Below are 14,396 nucleotides of genomic sequence, written 5' to 3'. Positions count from 1 at the left end.
TACACAAAATAGATCTTTATGCGAAGCTTACTTGCCCTGACTATCTTGGGTTTTGTTGTTCTCCTTTCCAGTTGTCGAAACGATTTTGAAACCGTACCCAATACAGGTATGTTGGAATTTTCCAGAGATACCGTTTATCTGGATACGGTATTTACCAATATCGGTTCCAGCACCTATAACTTAAAGGTATACAATCGTGGAGATGAGGATATCAACATCCCAACCGTACAATTAGGACAAGGAGAAAGCTCTCTTTATCGGTTGAATGTCGATGGTATTCCGGGTAAAACTTTCGAAGATGTGGTGATCCGAGCCAAGGACAGCATCTTTGTCTTTGTAGAGACCACTGTGGACATAGAAGATTTTGCCGCCACAGCCAATCAATTCCTATATACCGATCAGATCCAATTTGACAGTGGTGCCAATCAGCAAGACGTTGAACTGGTAACCCTGGTACAGGATGCGGTATTCCTGTTTCCGGAGCGCGATGCGGATGGCGTTGTAGAGACCTTGAATTTAGGAACTGATGCCGATGGGGAACCTATTTTGATCGAAGGATTCATTTTGGAGGACGATGAACTGACCTTTACCAATGAGAAGCCTTATGTGATCTACGGTTATGCGGCAGTTAATAGCGGAAGCACCCTTACGGTAAACCCTGGGGCTCGTGTACATTTTCATGCCGATAGTGGCATACTTGTAGCGAACAATGCCACCATGATCTCTAATGGCGCGCCTAGCGGAGATCCTGAAGCGCTGGAGAACGAAGTTATTTTTGAAGGCGATCGATTAGAACCTGGATTTGCAGATGTGCCTGGGCAATGGGGTGCCATTTGGCTGACCCAAGGAAGCACAGGACACACCTTTACCAATACCACCATTAAAAATGCCACTGTGGGTATCTTAATGGATAGCAACGACGGTTCTACAGACCCTACCTTGGTGTTGAACAATGTACAGATCTATAACAGTTCGAATGTTGGCCTATTGGCTCGTACAGGATATGTGGACGGTCAGAACGTGGTGATCAACAATGCCGGACAATCGGCCTTGGCCTTGAGCTTTGGCGGACGCTACAACTTTAGACATTGCACTTTTGTCAATTATTGGAACGACAGCTTTAGAAGCTTTCCAGCCGTTCAATTAGACAATGTTTTGGTATTGAGTGAGACTGATATTCGCTTTGAAGACCTCATTGAAGCCAACTTTACCAATTGTATCATTTACGGCAACGAGAATATTGAGCTCGGCTTGATAGATGGAGGCGGAGCAGCTTTTAACTACAATTTTACCAATACGCTATTGCGCTTTAACGATGTTCAAGGTGTGTTTGATGGTGATCCACTCTACGACTTCACCAATGCAAGTAGATACAACAACTTGGTCGTTAATGAAGATCCGTTGTTTTTGGCGCCATTTGAAAATCAGTTGAACATTCCTGACGATTCAGGAGCTAACGGTTTAGATGCCTCCGGAACAGCAATAGTTCCATTTGACATTCTCAATGTTGCCCGAACTTCTCCTTTCGATGCTGGAGCTTACGAAAGCGTAATATTTCCGGACGAAGACTAAGGCTGATTCAGACGATATACCTCTAATGGCCCATTGTTGTTGGTCACCAACAGACGACGCTCGCCATTGGCCAGTGTGATCAGATCCACATCTTTGGCGTCGCCACCTCCGGCCAAGCCAGACTCAGCCTCTGCGAGCATATGGAATTTTCCGTCCTTGAACTGCATCACCGCGCCACGAGAAGCATCATAACGAGTGGTCTCTACTTCTGTTGGATACAAGTTCCCCACAGCTATGATCTCTTGAGTACCATCTCCATTTAAGTCTACCACTTCAAAGTCCATAATAGGTGCCACTTGGGTCATTCTAGGTAATTCGACACGGGTAAAAGACCCACCACCTTCGTTAATGAGCGCCATATGATGGAAATCTTTAATGCTGTAATGCAGGGCTGAGGCCAATTTATCTTCTCCTATGATCTCTCCCAAAGAAGCATTCGCAAAAGATTGGAAGTTGGTGAATTTGTCTAAGATGAACGGCATCTGCTCCGAGGAGCATTCGCGTCCTCGCATAGGCACTAGCTTGCCTTTATAATCTTTAGAGAAGACAATGTCGTAGGTGCCATTATTGTCAAAATCGTCACAAAAGACATGGAATGGTTTATCTTCTTTGGCCGTCATTTTGGAATTAGTACCGAGGTTCCCCAAAAGGTAATCCATATCGCCGTCGCCGTCTAGGTCTGCCTCTTGTATGGCAAACCAAAGGCCGTTCGAATCCTCGAATCCTTTAAAATTTTGCTTGCGGAATGTACCTTGATTATTGGCAAAGAACTGCACAGGGCTCCACTCTCCTACTATGATCAGATCCTTGTCCCCATCACCGTCGTAATCTGAAAAGACAGCACTGGTCACCAGTCCAACACGCTTCAAGTCTGGCTGGGTGATGTTTTGAAAACGCCCGTTTTGATTGATCAGTAATCGCGACTCCGGAGCATATGGATACTTATCCGGAATTACTCGGCCCGCCACAAAGAGATCGGTATCGCCATCGGCATCTACGTCTTCTGCCAAAACTACCTGATTACTCGTTGTTTCAACCGGCAAGACTCCCTGCGTGCGCTTAAATACACCCGCACCATTATTTTCGTAAAGCCTGTCTTGATAAAGGGCATCGCCCTCTGGAGCCGCTGCTCCCCCGCTGGCAACATAGAGGTCCATATCGCCATCGCCATCGTAATCTAAAAAGACCGCACCAGTATCTTCATATGGAGCATCTTGTAACCAACCTGAAGTTTGATTGGCTTTAAAACTGCCATCGGGCTGCTGCATGTATAAAGCTGCCGGACTGCCGGCGGCACCTCCTACGAAAATATCGGTTAAGCCGTCTCCATCGACATCTGCCTGCGCAGAGAAAGGTCCGTTCTGAGACTGCGAATACGGCAGCAGTACTTGTTTTCTAAAATCGTTGAAGCGGTCTTCTTTATGATAAAAATTCAATCCCGTTTGCTGCGGATCCAATTTGGCCAACAAGGCCTCTGGCTGCTCTGGCGAAGTAGTCACACTAGAAGCTCCGCCGTAGGCTAATTTAAGCCTGCTATTGGCAGGAATATCGTTTAGGGTCTGCACTTTTCCATCGGGCCAAACCACCTCTAAACTATTTACGGTTGCAGCCTTACCAATTCCAAGCACCGCCGTATAATCTACAGAAGACAAATAGCCTCTAGAGGGATAATGCTCGTAATACACGATCTGATCGTCAAGGGTAGCGGTAACCTTTGCCCCTAGACCAAAGGCATTCCCTTTGGGCCCTTCGAGATCCAACATTAAAGAATTTCCACTTTGACCGCTAGGACTGTTGTTTCTATATATGGCAGCCTCGGCATCCATATTATTTAAGATCATGTCTAGATCTCCATCTCTGTCCAGGTCTGCATAAGCCGCGCCATTAGAATTGAAATTGGCATTGTCTACCCAGGCGGCAGAAACGTCGGCAAACTTGAGTTCGCCTTTGTTTTTAAAGACTTGGTTCGGCGTCACATCAGAAGGAACCAATTCTAAATATTCTTGCAGCGATAGCGGTCTTTGCAAAGCGTCTTGCTGACTAAAGACCTTCTCTTTTATATCGTTATCGTTCAGGTTTTCTTTAATTCCGTTGGTTACAAAGAGATCTTTTTTACCGTCAAGATCAATATCGAAGAAAAGTGGGGCCCAGCTCCAATCGGTTTTAGCGATCCCGGCAAATTGCCCCAATTCACTAAAACTGTTGTCGCCATTGTTGAGCTGTAAAGAGTTCAGCATGTACTGATGGTGAAACCCAAAGCGTACAAAGGCGTTGAATTTATCGGTATCCATGCTTGGCATAAAGGTCTTGGAACGCACGTGATCGTCTGGTGTCATATCGGTTACGTAGATATCTAACATACCGTCGTTATTCACATCGACCACATCACTACCCATACTGTAATAAGTAATGTGTTTCATGCTTTCGCGAACCTTGTTGCTAAAGGTCTTATCGCCATTGTTCACATAGTAGAGGTCGGGCTCTCCAAAATCCGTAGAGACATACATGTCCGGATATCCGTCTTTATTTAGGTCTCCTACACCGATTGCGTTTTTATAACCGTAATTGACCAGGCCAGCAGCATCGGTCTTTTCTACAAATTTTCCGTTTTCGTTCTCGTAGAAATTATCGGTTCTAAGCACCCCATCGTTGATCGCTTTGACATAGCTGGCAAAGTTCTTCGGATTCTTTTTGTCCGATCCGGGCACGGGGTGATTGGCCAAATACATATCCAAGTCTCCGTCCAGATCATAATCTAAAAAGGCCGCCTGAACACTGTAGTTCTTAATGTCTAAACCGTAGGCTGCAGCCTCCTCGCTAAATGTGCCATCTCCCTTGTTAATAAACAGGCGGTTCGCCAAATATTGCTGATTTGAATAAGGCCCCGCCTTACAGACATAGATATCCAATAGCCCATCTGAATTGATATCTACCATACTCACCCCAAAGGACCAACCGGCTACATAATTGGCAATTCCAGCTTCTACGGTCACTTCCTTAAACTTAAAGTTCCCTTGGTTGAAGTACAGTTTGTCATCTACGGAGTTTCCAGCGAAATAGAGATCGGGCAGATCGTCGCCGTTGAGATCTCCTACGGCAACTCCTCCTCCATTGTATATCTGTGTATAGGAACGGTGATTCTTGTATTCCGTTTCTACGATACCATTCTTAAAGCTGATCCCGGTACTTGCCGGGTTGAGCAGTTCTAAAAAGGTGGTTTCTGTATTGTCGGCATTGACCGTAGTGGCCAATGGACGCTCAATACTGGCAATGCTGGGTGAATTATCACAGCTCTGCAGGCAGGCCGCCAGAGCAAATAGGATAAAGCCGGAGTACTTCATTCAAGTCACATTTTAATGCGCTAAAGCGCAGATGGAAGTCCTCCAAATATAGCTGCGTAGCTTCAGATAAGCAAGCCCTAAGCGTTAAATAAGGGACGCCCTGCCATCAAGGTGTTTACTGCCTTAGCCACAGCTTCCAATTCTGCAGTGTTGTCAGGAGCTTGGATCACGCGGTCTATTAGTTCAACTATGGTCTCCATATCGCTTTCCTTTAAGCCGCGCGTAGTAATTGCCGGAGTTCCGATTCGGATCCCAGAGGTAACAAATGGCGATTGGGTATCAAAAGGTACCATGTTCTTGTTCACCGTGATCTCTGCTCGGCCAAGGGCCTCCTCTGCAGCTTTTCCGGTAATGTCTTTGTTGCGCAGATCTATGAGCATCATATGATTGTCAGTTCCGCCAGAAATTACTTCATAACCGCGGTCTACAAAGGCCTGCGCCATGACCTTGGCGTTCTTTTTAACCTGTACCATATAATGCAAGAACTCCTCAGAAAGAGCCTCTCCAAAAGCTACTGCTTTAGCCGCAATAACATGCTCCAAAGGACCACCTTGATTCCCAGGGAATATACCACTGTCTAATAGCGATGACATCTTACGCAGATTACCGTTCTTTAAGGTTATTCCAAAAGGATTATCAAAATCTTTACCCATCATGATGAGTCCACCACGAGGCCCGCGTAAGGTCTTGTGAGTAGTAGTAGTGATCACGTGACAATGTGGAACTGGATCAGCAATTAGGCCTTTAGCGATAAGTCCTGCCGGATGCGCGATATCTGCCATAAGCAAAGCTCCTACCTCGTCTGCGATCTCGCGGAAACGCGCATAATCGATCTCTCGAGAATAAGCACTGGCTCCGGCTATGATCATTTTTGGTTTTTCGCGCTTGGCGATCTCCATAATGTTGTCGTAATTCAAAAGGCCAGTCTCTTTATCCACTCCGTAGAAAACAGGTCTATAGAGCTTACCCGAAAAGTTTACCGGAGACCCATGGGTTAAGTGTCCACCATGTGCCAGATCAAAGCCCATAAAAGTATCTCCCGGCTTTAAACAAGCCGCAAACACTGCTGTATTGGCCTGAGACCCGGAATGCGGCTGAACGTTGGCGTACTCGGCTCCAAAGAGCTCTTTGGCACGCTCAATGGCTAATCGCTCTACCTTATCGACCACTTCACAGCCTCCGTAATACCGCTTACCAGGATAACCTTCGGCGTATTTGTTGGTAAGTACAGAACCCGTAGCTTCCATAACCTGAGGACTTGCAAAGTTCTCAGAAGCAATAAGTTCCAAACCGTTGAGTTGTCGTTGTTCTTCTTCTTTAATCAGGGAAAAGATCTCGGTATCGCGTTGCATTTTATCAGCTTAAAAATTACGAGATCAAAAATACGCAATAGCTGCTTTTGCACCATCTAAAATCATATCTTTGATTAGACGATTTACCAACAATTTATTAAGAACCAACCATGCCATTATCAGCAAACAATCCAGATCGCACTACTTGGTTAGAAGTAGCGCCAAACTCGGATTTCCCAATACAAAACATTCCTTTCGGCGTTTTTTTAACGCGAGATGACATTATTACCATAGGTACTCGGATCGGAGATTTTGCCATAGATCTTGGCGCTATGCATCAGTTGGGATACTTTGAGGGGATCGATCTCACAGACGATATCTTTTTACAAGACAGTCTCAACGACTTTATTTCTGATGGCCGCAAGACTTGGCGTTTGGTTCGCAATCGTATCTCTGAGGTCTTTGAAGCCAATAATCCAAAGCTACGCGACAATATGGAGCATCGCGATGTGATCATCTTCACTATGGAAGAGATCGAGATGCAATTGCCTGTTAGCATTGGAGACTATACCGATTTTTACTCGAGCAAGGAACACGCCACCAATGTTGGTAGCATGTTTCGCGATCCGGAAAAGGCATTATTGCCAAATTGGTTGCACATACCAGTGGGCTATCACGGCCGTAGTTCTTCTATAATTCCCAGTGGTATCAATGTGAGAAGACCTAAAGGACAAACGCTTCCGCCAGATTCGGATGAGCCCGTATTTGGACCTTCAAAGCGCGTGGATTTCGAATTAGAAATGGCCTTTATTACTACGGATGCCAATCATTTAGGTGAGCCGATTCCTGTGGATGAAGCCGAAGATTATATTTTTGGCCTGGTGCTTTTTAACGATTGGAGTGCTCGCGATATTCAGAAATGGGAATACGTGCCGCTAGGCCCTTTCCTTGCCAAGAACTTCGCATCTAGCATTTCACCTTGGATAGTTACTTTGGATGCCTTACAACCCTTTAAAGTGGACGGCCCTAAACCAGAGAAGCCGCAACTTCCCTACTTACAATATACCGGTCCGAAGAGCTATGACATTAATCTGGAGGTTTATTTACAGCCCGAGGGCAGTGAGCCTCACAAGGTTTCAACTTCCAATTTTAAATATATGTATTGGAATATGGCCCAGCAGTTGGCGCATCATACCGTAAACGGATGTAATGTGGTGAGTGGAGACATGATGGGTAGCGGAACTATTTCGGGTCCAACCCCAGACAGCTATGGCTCTATGTTGGAATTGTCTTGGGCGGGGAAGAATCCGCTGCAGCTGCCAGACGGTTCTAAACGATCCTTTATAGAAGACAACGATACGGTGATCTTGAAAGGATATTGCCAAAACGACCAAGTCAGAATTGGTTTTGGCGAATGCCGCACCAAACTCTTGCCTGCACTTAAATAAATCTGTGTAGATCTGCGGCTTGTATTTCGTAATGAGAAGCTGCGTGAACTGCGCTACCGTTTTTTATGACCAATAGCTGCGGACTTTGATGCAGCACTTGAAAGCGAATTGCTATCTCGTTCGAGATTTCTCTGTAGGACAAAAGATCCAAGATATAAGGTTGCATTTGTTCTAAGGGAAGATCGTAGCTCTTATTAAACTGCCTCAGCACCATAGCACTTATCCCACAGCGGGTGGAGTGTTTAAAGATGATAACAGGTTTGGTGGCTGATACCGAGCTCAACGCATCCAGCTGGTCCATGTTCGTTATTGGGGTCCATGGGACTTCAGTTTGAGGCTCTTGGGGAGCTGAATCGCTAGTGAACAGTTTTCTAAATAAACTCATAGCACAAAAATAATGGTTTTGACCGCTATATTGTATGGCGGAGACTGTTGATTTTTGACATTTTGTCGGCTAAAACGCCAATACATTACGCCAAAATGACGCGAATTTAAAATGGTCTGAGTTTTGATTTTAACTGCTCGAATCCAAATCAAAGATGACGATGAATTTTAATAATTATACTATAAAATCACAGGAAGCTGTACAGCAGGCGCACCAACTCACTCAAGAGTTGGAGCATCAGCATATAGACCCGGAGCACTTGTTTAAAGCCATGCTCGAGGTCGATGAGAATGTGCTGCCTTATCTGCTCAAAAAGCTCAACGTGAACCCCACTACCCTAGAACAGATCTTGGACAAAGAGCTGGAGCGCAAGCCAAAAGTTAGCGGGGCAGAGATCATGTTAGGGCGTGAAACAGCAAAATTGCTCAACGACGCCTCTATTGGTGCAAAGAAGCGCAAGGACGAATTTGTGTCTATAGAGCATCTTTTACTCGCGCTTTTTGAAAGCAAGAATAGTATTGCTCAGGCCTTGAAAGATCAGGGTGTGAACAGCAAGAACTTGAATGCGGCCATAGATGAGCTGCGCAAAGGAGAACGGGTTACGTCCGCATCCGCAGAAGAATCCTATAACGCTTTGAACAAATACGCCAAGAATCTAAATCAATTGGCGCAAGAAGGTAAGCTAGACCCGGTTATTGGCCGTGACGAAGAAATAAGACGCATACTGCAGATCCTATCTAGACGCACCAAGAATAACCCCATGCTTGTAGGCGAGCCTGGAACAGGAAAGACCGCCATTGCAGAAGGTTTGGCACACCGTATTGTAGACGGAGATGTACCCGAAAACCTGCAGCAAAAGCAGATCTTTAGTCTGGATATGGGGGCTCTGATCGCTGGAGCGAAGTTTAAAGGAGAATTCGAAGAGCGCCTTAAAGCCGTGATCAAAGAAGTGACCTCTAGTGACGGAGATATTGTCTTATTCATAGATGAGATCCATACCTTGGTCGGAGCCGGAGGTGGACAAGGAGCCATGGACGCGGCCAATATCCTTAAGCCGGCCTTGGCAAGAGGAGAACTGCGTGCTATTGGGGCCACCACTTTAGATGAGTATCAGAAATATTTTGAAAAGGATAAAGCTTTGGAGCGTCGTTTCCAAAAGGTACAGGTAGATGAACCCGATACCGAAAGTGCGATCTCTATCTTAAGAGGTATAAAAGAAAAGTACGAGAACCACCACAAGGTGCGTATCAAGGACGATGCAATCATTGGTGCGGTTGAACTCTCTCAGCGTTATATCACCAACAGATTCTTGCCCGATAAGGCGATCGATCTTATGGACGAAGCAGCCTCTAAACTGCGGATGGAGATCAATTCCAAACCCGAGGAACTGGATGTTTTAGACAGAAAGATCATGCAATTGGAGATCGAGATAGAAGCCATTAAGCGCGAAAAGGACGAGGCCAAACTCAAGATCCTTCGTGCAGATCTGGCCAACCTCAAAGAAGAACGCAACGAGATCCATGCGAAATGGAAGCAAGAAAAAGAGGTTGTAGAAAGTGTTCAGCAAATAAAAACCGAGATAGAAGCATTTAAACTCGAAGCCGAACGCGCCGAACGCGAAGGCGACTACGGAAAAGTGGCCGAACTTCGTTACGGAAAGATCAAGGAAGCTCAAGAAGCACTAGAAGCCAAACAAGAAGAATTGGCTGCCCAGCAAGGGTCTTCGCTCATCAAGGAAGAAGTTACCCATGAGGATATCGCAGAAGTTGTAGCCAAATGGACCGGAATTCCCGTGACCAAAATGCTACAGAGTGAACGCGAAAAATTGCTGCTTTTGGAGCAAGAGCTACACAAACGCGTGGTGGGACAAGAAGAAGCCATTACTGCGGTAAGCGACGCGATTCGAAGATCGAGAGCAGGTTTGCAAGATGCCAAAAAACCTATCGGGTCTTTCCTATTCTTGGGAACCACAGGGGTTGGAAAAACAGAATTGGCCAAGGCCTTGGCAGAATACTTGTTCAATGACGAAAACGCTATGACGCGAATAGACATGAGCGAGTATCAAGAAAGGCACAGTGTTAGCCGCTTGGTGGGAGCTCCTCCGGGATATGTAGGCTATGACGAAGGCGGGCAACTTACCGAAGCGGTAAGACGCAAGCCGTATTCGGTAGTCTTGTTAGATGAGATCGAGAAGGCGCACCCAGATACCTTTAATATCTTATTGCAAGTTCTGGACGAAGGTCGCCTGACAGATAACAAAGGGCGGGTTGCTGATTTTAAGAACACCATTATAATCATGACCTCCAATATGGGAAGTAGCGTGATCCAAGAGCGCTTTGAATCGATCAAAGATCTAGACAGTGCTCTGGAAGCCGCCAAAGTAGATGTTCTGGGATTACTCAAACAGACTGTACGTCCGGAGTTCTTAAACCGTATAGACGACATCATTCTGTTTACACCTTTAAGAGAGCAAGACATAGCGCAAATTGTGAGTCTACAACTCCGCGGGGTGATAAAAATGCTTGCAAAACAGAATATTACTTTAGACGCTACGGATGATGCCATTGCGTATTTGGCCGAACGTGGATTCGACCCGCAATTTGGAGCCAGACCCGTAAAGCGTGTAATTCAGCGAGAAGTACTCAACCAGCTTTCTAAGGAGATCTTAGCGGGAAAAGTATCGGCAGAAAGCATCATATTGCTCGATAGTTTTGACGGGAAGCTCGTTTTTAGGAATCAGAATGACCTGGTAACTCCTTAAAATAATTGAATCAAGTTAAAACCTCCTGCGGGAGGTTTTTTTTATTGAAAATAATATACCGTTCGGTATTTTTTATATCTTTGAAAAGGCGAACACAAGCGAATCATGCTCACAAAAGCAGAAAGAACCAAGAAGTTCATTGTAGAAACCGTAGCCCCGATCTTTAATCAGCAAGGCTATGCGGCTACTTCCTTGAACGACCTCACTAAGGCTACTGGCCTTACCAAGGGCGCTATCTATGGTAACTTTGAATCTAAGGAAGCGCTGGCTGTTGCGGCGTTCAAATACAACGTGAACGAGCTTTTTAAACAGATCAGCTTGCATCAGCAAGAAAGTGATTCTGCCTTAGGTGCTTTATACAAGATCACCGAGTTCTACCGCTCTTACTATCAGTTCAGCAGGAAATTGGGCGGCTGCCCTATTCTGAATATCGGCGTAGATGCACACCACCAAGACGGGCCGCTTATGGCTCAGGTTCAATCGGTTATAAGTAAGAGTCAACAGCATATTCAAAGTTTGGTTGAATTGGCGGTAAAAGAAGGAGATCTTAAGGCAGAGTTCGCTAACAAGAACTTTGGAAAACTAATGTACACACGTATTCAAGGCGCAATATTCATGATGCAGACCATGGATGATCACACCTATGTGGTTGAGGCAGTAGATGCCCTAGACCAACTAATCAGCAAGTACGAAATCTAATTTTTTTTAAACAAAAATATACCATTCGGTATTTTATTATGGAGAATTTACCTAAAGTATTAGAAAGCACAACCAAGATCCGATTTCAGGATTGCGACCCATTTAATCATCTGAACAATGCAGAATATCTGAACTATATGATCAATGCCAGAGAGGATCAGCTTATTGCGCACTACGGTATTGACATCTACGAATTAGGCCGTAAGGAAGGAAAGAGTTGGGTTGTTGGTAGCACGCAGATTGCCTACCTAAAACCAGCTTTCACTATGGAAGAGGTTAAAATAAGCAGTCAATTGCTGCATTATACAGACACTAGTTTGTTGGTAGAGATGCGCATGAACGGTCTTAAAAAAGACGAACTCAAAGCTGTTATGTGGAGTAACTTCGTGCATTTCAACCTCTTAAAGCAACAAAGAGAGCAGCATTCACAAAAATTTATGAATCTTTTCGCAGCAGTAGCAAATCCGGTAGCTGAAACGACATTTGAGGCCAGAATTTCGACAGTTCGGTCGCAAAAGGTGTAACAAAGATTTTTCTGGGTCGTCATATGGGTGTATCAAACAAAAAACGAAAACTCCAAAAAATGAAGATCATGGAAACAGCAATCAGCAACAAAAAGATACAACCTAAACGCAATCACGCCTTAGCCGTTTACGTTGGGGTTGTTACTCTAGTAACACTATTCTATTCACTTTCTATCAGCATGTTGTAAGAAAGGACCTTAGAAAAGGTGATTGCCTAGGGGAAGCTAAAGAGCTTCTTTTAGGCAATTTTTTATTTAATAACTTCACGGTCTAAAACCGCTTTATGAAACGCGCTTTATTTTTTATACTGCTGATAGCAGCTGTATTGGCTCCGCAGCAATTCTACGGACAAGAAACAACATCAGACCAGACTACGGTGTATTACTGCATCAGACATGCGGAAAAAGACCGTTCTAATGCCGACAACAAAAATCCGAATCTTACCGAGGCCGGTAAACAAAGGGCTGCCAAGTGGGCTAAAGTATTTGAGAATGTAGCCTTTGACGCTATTTACAGCACAGATTACAACCGCACACAGCAAACAGCCTTACCTACTTCTCTGATGCAGGAATTGGAAATTCAGTCTTATGACCCAAGAAATCTTTACAGTGCGGACTTCGCAGCAGCGACTCAAGGCAAAACGGTATTGGTTGTCGGGCATAGCAACACCACTCCAATGTTCGTAAACGCTGTTTTAGAAAAAGAGACTTACCCCTGGATAGCGGACGACAACAACGGTATGTTGTTCATTGTTACTAAAAGTGGTGAAAAGGTCACCGTACAGGTCTTACAGATCGATTAATTCGACTTTGGGTCAACCTCAATGTCCATATAAGTAGTAACAGCTTTACGCTGCATGTTCCCAGAATTATAGGCCATCCCCAGAGAATCTATGGCTACTTCTTTATTTCTATCTGCAGTTTGATACAATTCAAAATCAGAGAATAGCATGCCGCCAACACGGCGTTTATAGGCAGCGGCCATAAATTGCTTTCTGCCGCTTGCGGCCTCATTCTGTTTGGCAATAAAATCGATCTCGTAAGTATCGGCGCTGATCCACAAGACATAGGCGCGCTCGTCCGGATCGGCTCCTGGTATCTGTTTATAGCTCACTTTTAGCTTGTGATACGGTTTTAGACGCATATTCTCAGTACCTAAATACTCCAATACAATATCGTTACCCGTTAAGGAATACGGTATGTAGAAGTCGTAAGCTACGTTGTTGACCCGCTCTCTAATTAAGGTCATTTGACGTCCTCCGTGGTCCACAAGGCTATCTCCGATCTTATACGTAAGTCCACCGTTAAAGGTGTTTACCATATGAAGCGCTCCATCTTTTTCTTGAGACATTTTGTAGTCATAAGTGTACCCCTCGCGCTTGAGCTCAAAATCGTAATTATTCAGCGCAAAGCGTATGGTAGCGCCATCATAGCGAGCACCGCCATGTGCAGTTATTGCACTATCGAGTAGGGCTCTGGGTTCTATAGCTTCAGATTTAGCCGATTGCTCACAGCTTTGCGTCAATCCTACTAGTAACAGCAATAAAAAGGTTCTAAAGTGCATCGTCTACTATTTTCACTTTTACATTTTCCAATTCGATCTTCGAGACCTCAATAAGCGATCCCTGCTCGTAGAGGTAATCCAGATCTTTTAAGGCAACATCCAAGCCTTGCGGTTTGTAATTCACATAATCTTGAAAACGCAATCCATTTATCTCTCGCGGATTGTAGGCCGCTCGGAAGCGAATCCCACCCCCATCGGTCTCGTAAGAATAGGCTAAATAATCCATAGCACCCGTTTCTGTGTCGAACCAGTACATAAATACATCTTGAAAATCTACGCCTCCACCTTCTTGCTTAAATCGCACCTCAACTTCGTGATAGGCTCTCCCTTTAATAGAGTCGGTCCCGATCAGCTTTTTTTCTACGGCAGGCGCATTCAGACCATAAGGCAGGCGGGCAAAATAATGAACAGAGTTAACACTATTGGTGAACTTGACCTTCATTGAATCTACGATGTTCATCTCAAATTCGTCGTTCAATACTTGGGTATAGCCGGCATTGGTGACTCGATCTGTGATCTTACCGATAGCATCGTTGTACGAAATCCTGTCTAAAGTGAATGCTCCACCCTCTTGCAAAGATCTGTACTGATAATCTCGAAACTTGAACTCTATCTCAGACTTTTCAAAAAGTGGGCCTCCGTGATATTCAATGGCGCGGTCTACGATTTGCCCAGCGGTCAATCTGGGTTTAACAGCTTTGGGATCAGGCTCTTGTTGCTCTTTGGTGGGGCCACTGTTGCAGCTCCAGAGCATCAGACTGCATAAAAGTAGTATTGTGGTCCGTTTCAACATAAAACAAAAATACACAGA

11 protein-coding genes are annotated in these 14,396 nt (G+C 44.9%); 6 read left to right on the top strand and 5 right to left on the bottom strand.

Annotated elements, in window-relative coordinates:
- Positions 1-18: 18 nt before the first annotated feature.
- The gene (locus BTO09_RS11675; protein WP_087524948.1) at positions 19-1,572 is read left to right on the top strand and encodes a hypothetical protein; all 1,554 of its coding nucleotides are present in this window, start codon (positions 19-21) and stop codon (positions 1,570-1,572) included.
- Here the strand turns inward: BTO09_RS11675 and BTO09_RS11670 are convergent.
- The gene (locus tag BTO09_RS11670) at positions 1,569-4,913 is read right to left on the bottom strand and encodes a VCBS repeat-containing protein (protein ID WP_087524947.1); all 3,345 of its coding nucleotides are present in this window, start codon (positions 4,911-4,913) and stop codon (positions 1,569-1,571) included. The two genes, BTO09_RS11675 and BTO09_RS11670, sit on opposite strands and share 4 nt — an antisense overlap.
- Positions 4,914-4,990: 77 nt before the next feature.
- On the bottom strand, positions 4,991-6,265 hold the full coding sequence (glyA, locus tag BTO09_RS11665; protein ID WP_087524946.1) for a serine hydroxymethyltransferase: 1,275 nt from the start codon (positions 6,263-6,265) through the stop codon (positions 4,991-4,993).
- 110 nt (positions 6,266-6,375) lie between these two features.
- Between glyA and fahA the strand changes: the two genes are divergently transcribed.
- Positions 6,376-7,653 carry a fumarylacetoacetase gene (fahA, locus tag BTO09_RS11660; RefSeq protein ID WP_087524945.1) on the top strand — a complete coding sequence of 426 codons (1,278 nt, stop codon included), beginning with the start codon at positions 6,376-6,378 and terminating at the stop codon, positions 7,651-7,653.
- On the opposite strand, the gene ytxJ is transcribed toward fahA, so the two are convergent.
- Positions 7,646-8,038, bottom strand: coding sequence for a bacillithiol system redox-active protein YtxJ (ytxJ, locus tag BTO09_RS11655; RefSeq protein ID WP_087524944.1), 393 nt, complete (start codon positions 8,036-8,038; stop codon positions 7,646-7,648). The two genes, fahA and ytxJ, sit on opposite strands and share 8 nt — an antisense overlap.
- A 160-nt stretch (positions 8,039-8,198) precedes the next feature.
- Between ytxJ and clpB the strand changes: the two genes are divergently transcribed.
- The 4 genes from clpB (at position 8,199) to BTO09_RS11635 (ending at position 12,824) form a co-directional block, all read left to right on the top strand.
- On the top strand, positions 8,199-10,799 hold the full coding sequence (clpB, locus tag BTO09_RS11650) for an ATP-dependent chaperone ClpB (protein WP_087525556.1): 2,601 nt from the start codon (positions 8,199-8,201) through the stop codon (positions 10,797-10,799).
- A 105-nt stretch (positions 10,800-10,904) separates the two neighbouring features.
- Positions 10,905-11,498, top strand: coding sequence for a TetR/AcrR family transcriptional regulator (locus tag BTO09_RS11645; protein WP_087524943.1), 594 nt, complete (start codon positions 10,905-10,907; stop codon positions 11,496-11,498).
- Positions 11,499-11,536: 38 nt separating this feature from the next.
- Positions 11,537-12,022 (top strand): thioesterase family protein, encoded by a 486-nt coding sequence (locus BTO09_RS11640; protein WP_087524942.1) that lies wholly within the window; start codon positions 11,537-11,539, stop codon positions 12,020-12,022.
- A 283-nt stretch (positions 12,023-12,305) separates the two neighbouring features.
- A complete protein-coding gene (locus tag BTO09_RS11635) occupies positions 12,306-12,824 on the top strand; it encodes a histidine phosphatase family protein (RefSeq protein ID WP_087524941.1) in 519 nt (172 codons plus the stop codon).
- Here the strand turns inward: BTO09_RS11635 and BTO09_RS11630 are convergent.
- Together BTO09_RS11630 and BTO09_RS11625 are read right to left on the bottom strand one after the other, a co-directional pair.
- Entirely contained in the window at positions 12,821-13,585 is a 765-nt protein-coding gene (locus BTO09_RS11630; protein ID WP_087524940.1) for a DUF6503 family protein, read from the bottom strand. The two genes, BTO09_RS11635 and BTO09_RS11630, sit on opposite strands and share 4 nt — an antisense overlap.
- Entirely contained in the window at positions 13,575-14,378 is an 804-nt protein-coding gene (locus BTO09_RS11625; RefSeq protein ID WP_369826875.1) for a DUF6503 family protein, read from the bottom strand. The genes BTO09_RS11630 and BTO09_RS11625 overlap by 11 nt, the downstream gene beginning before the upstream one ends.
- Between the last annotated feature and the right edge of the window lie 18 nt (positions 14,379-14,396).

It is taken from the genome of Gilvibacter sp. SZ-19, from assembly GCF_002163875.1.
Lineage (GTDB): Bacteria > Bacteroidota > Bacteroidia > Flavobacteriales > Flavobacteriaceae > Gilvibacter.
The sequence above is the reverse complement of the archived record's forward strand: the minus strand, read 5'-3'. Positions and strand labels throughout refer to the sequence as shown.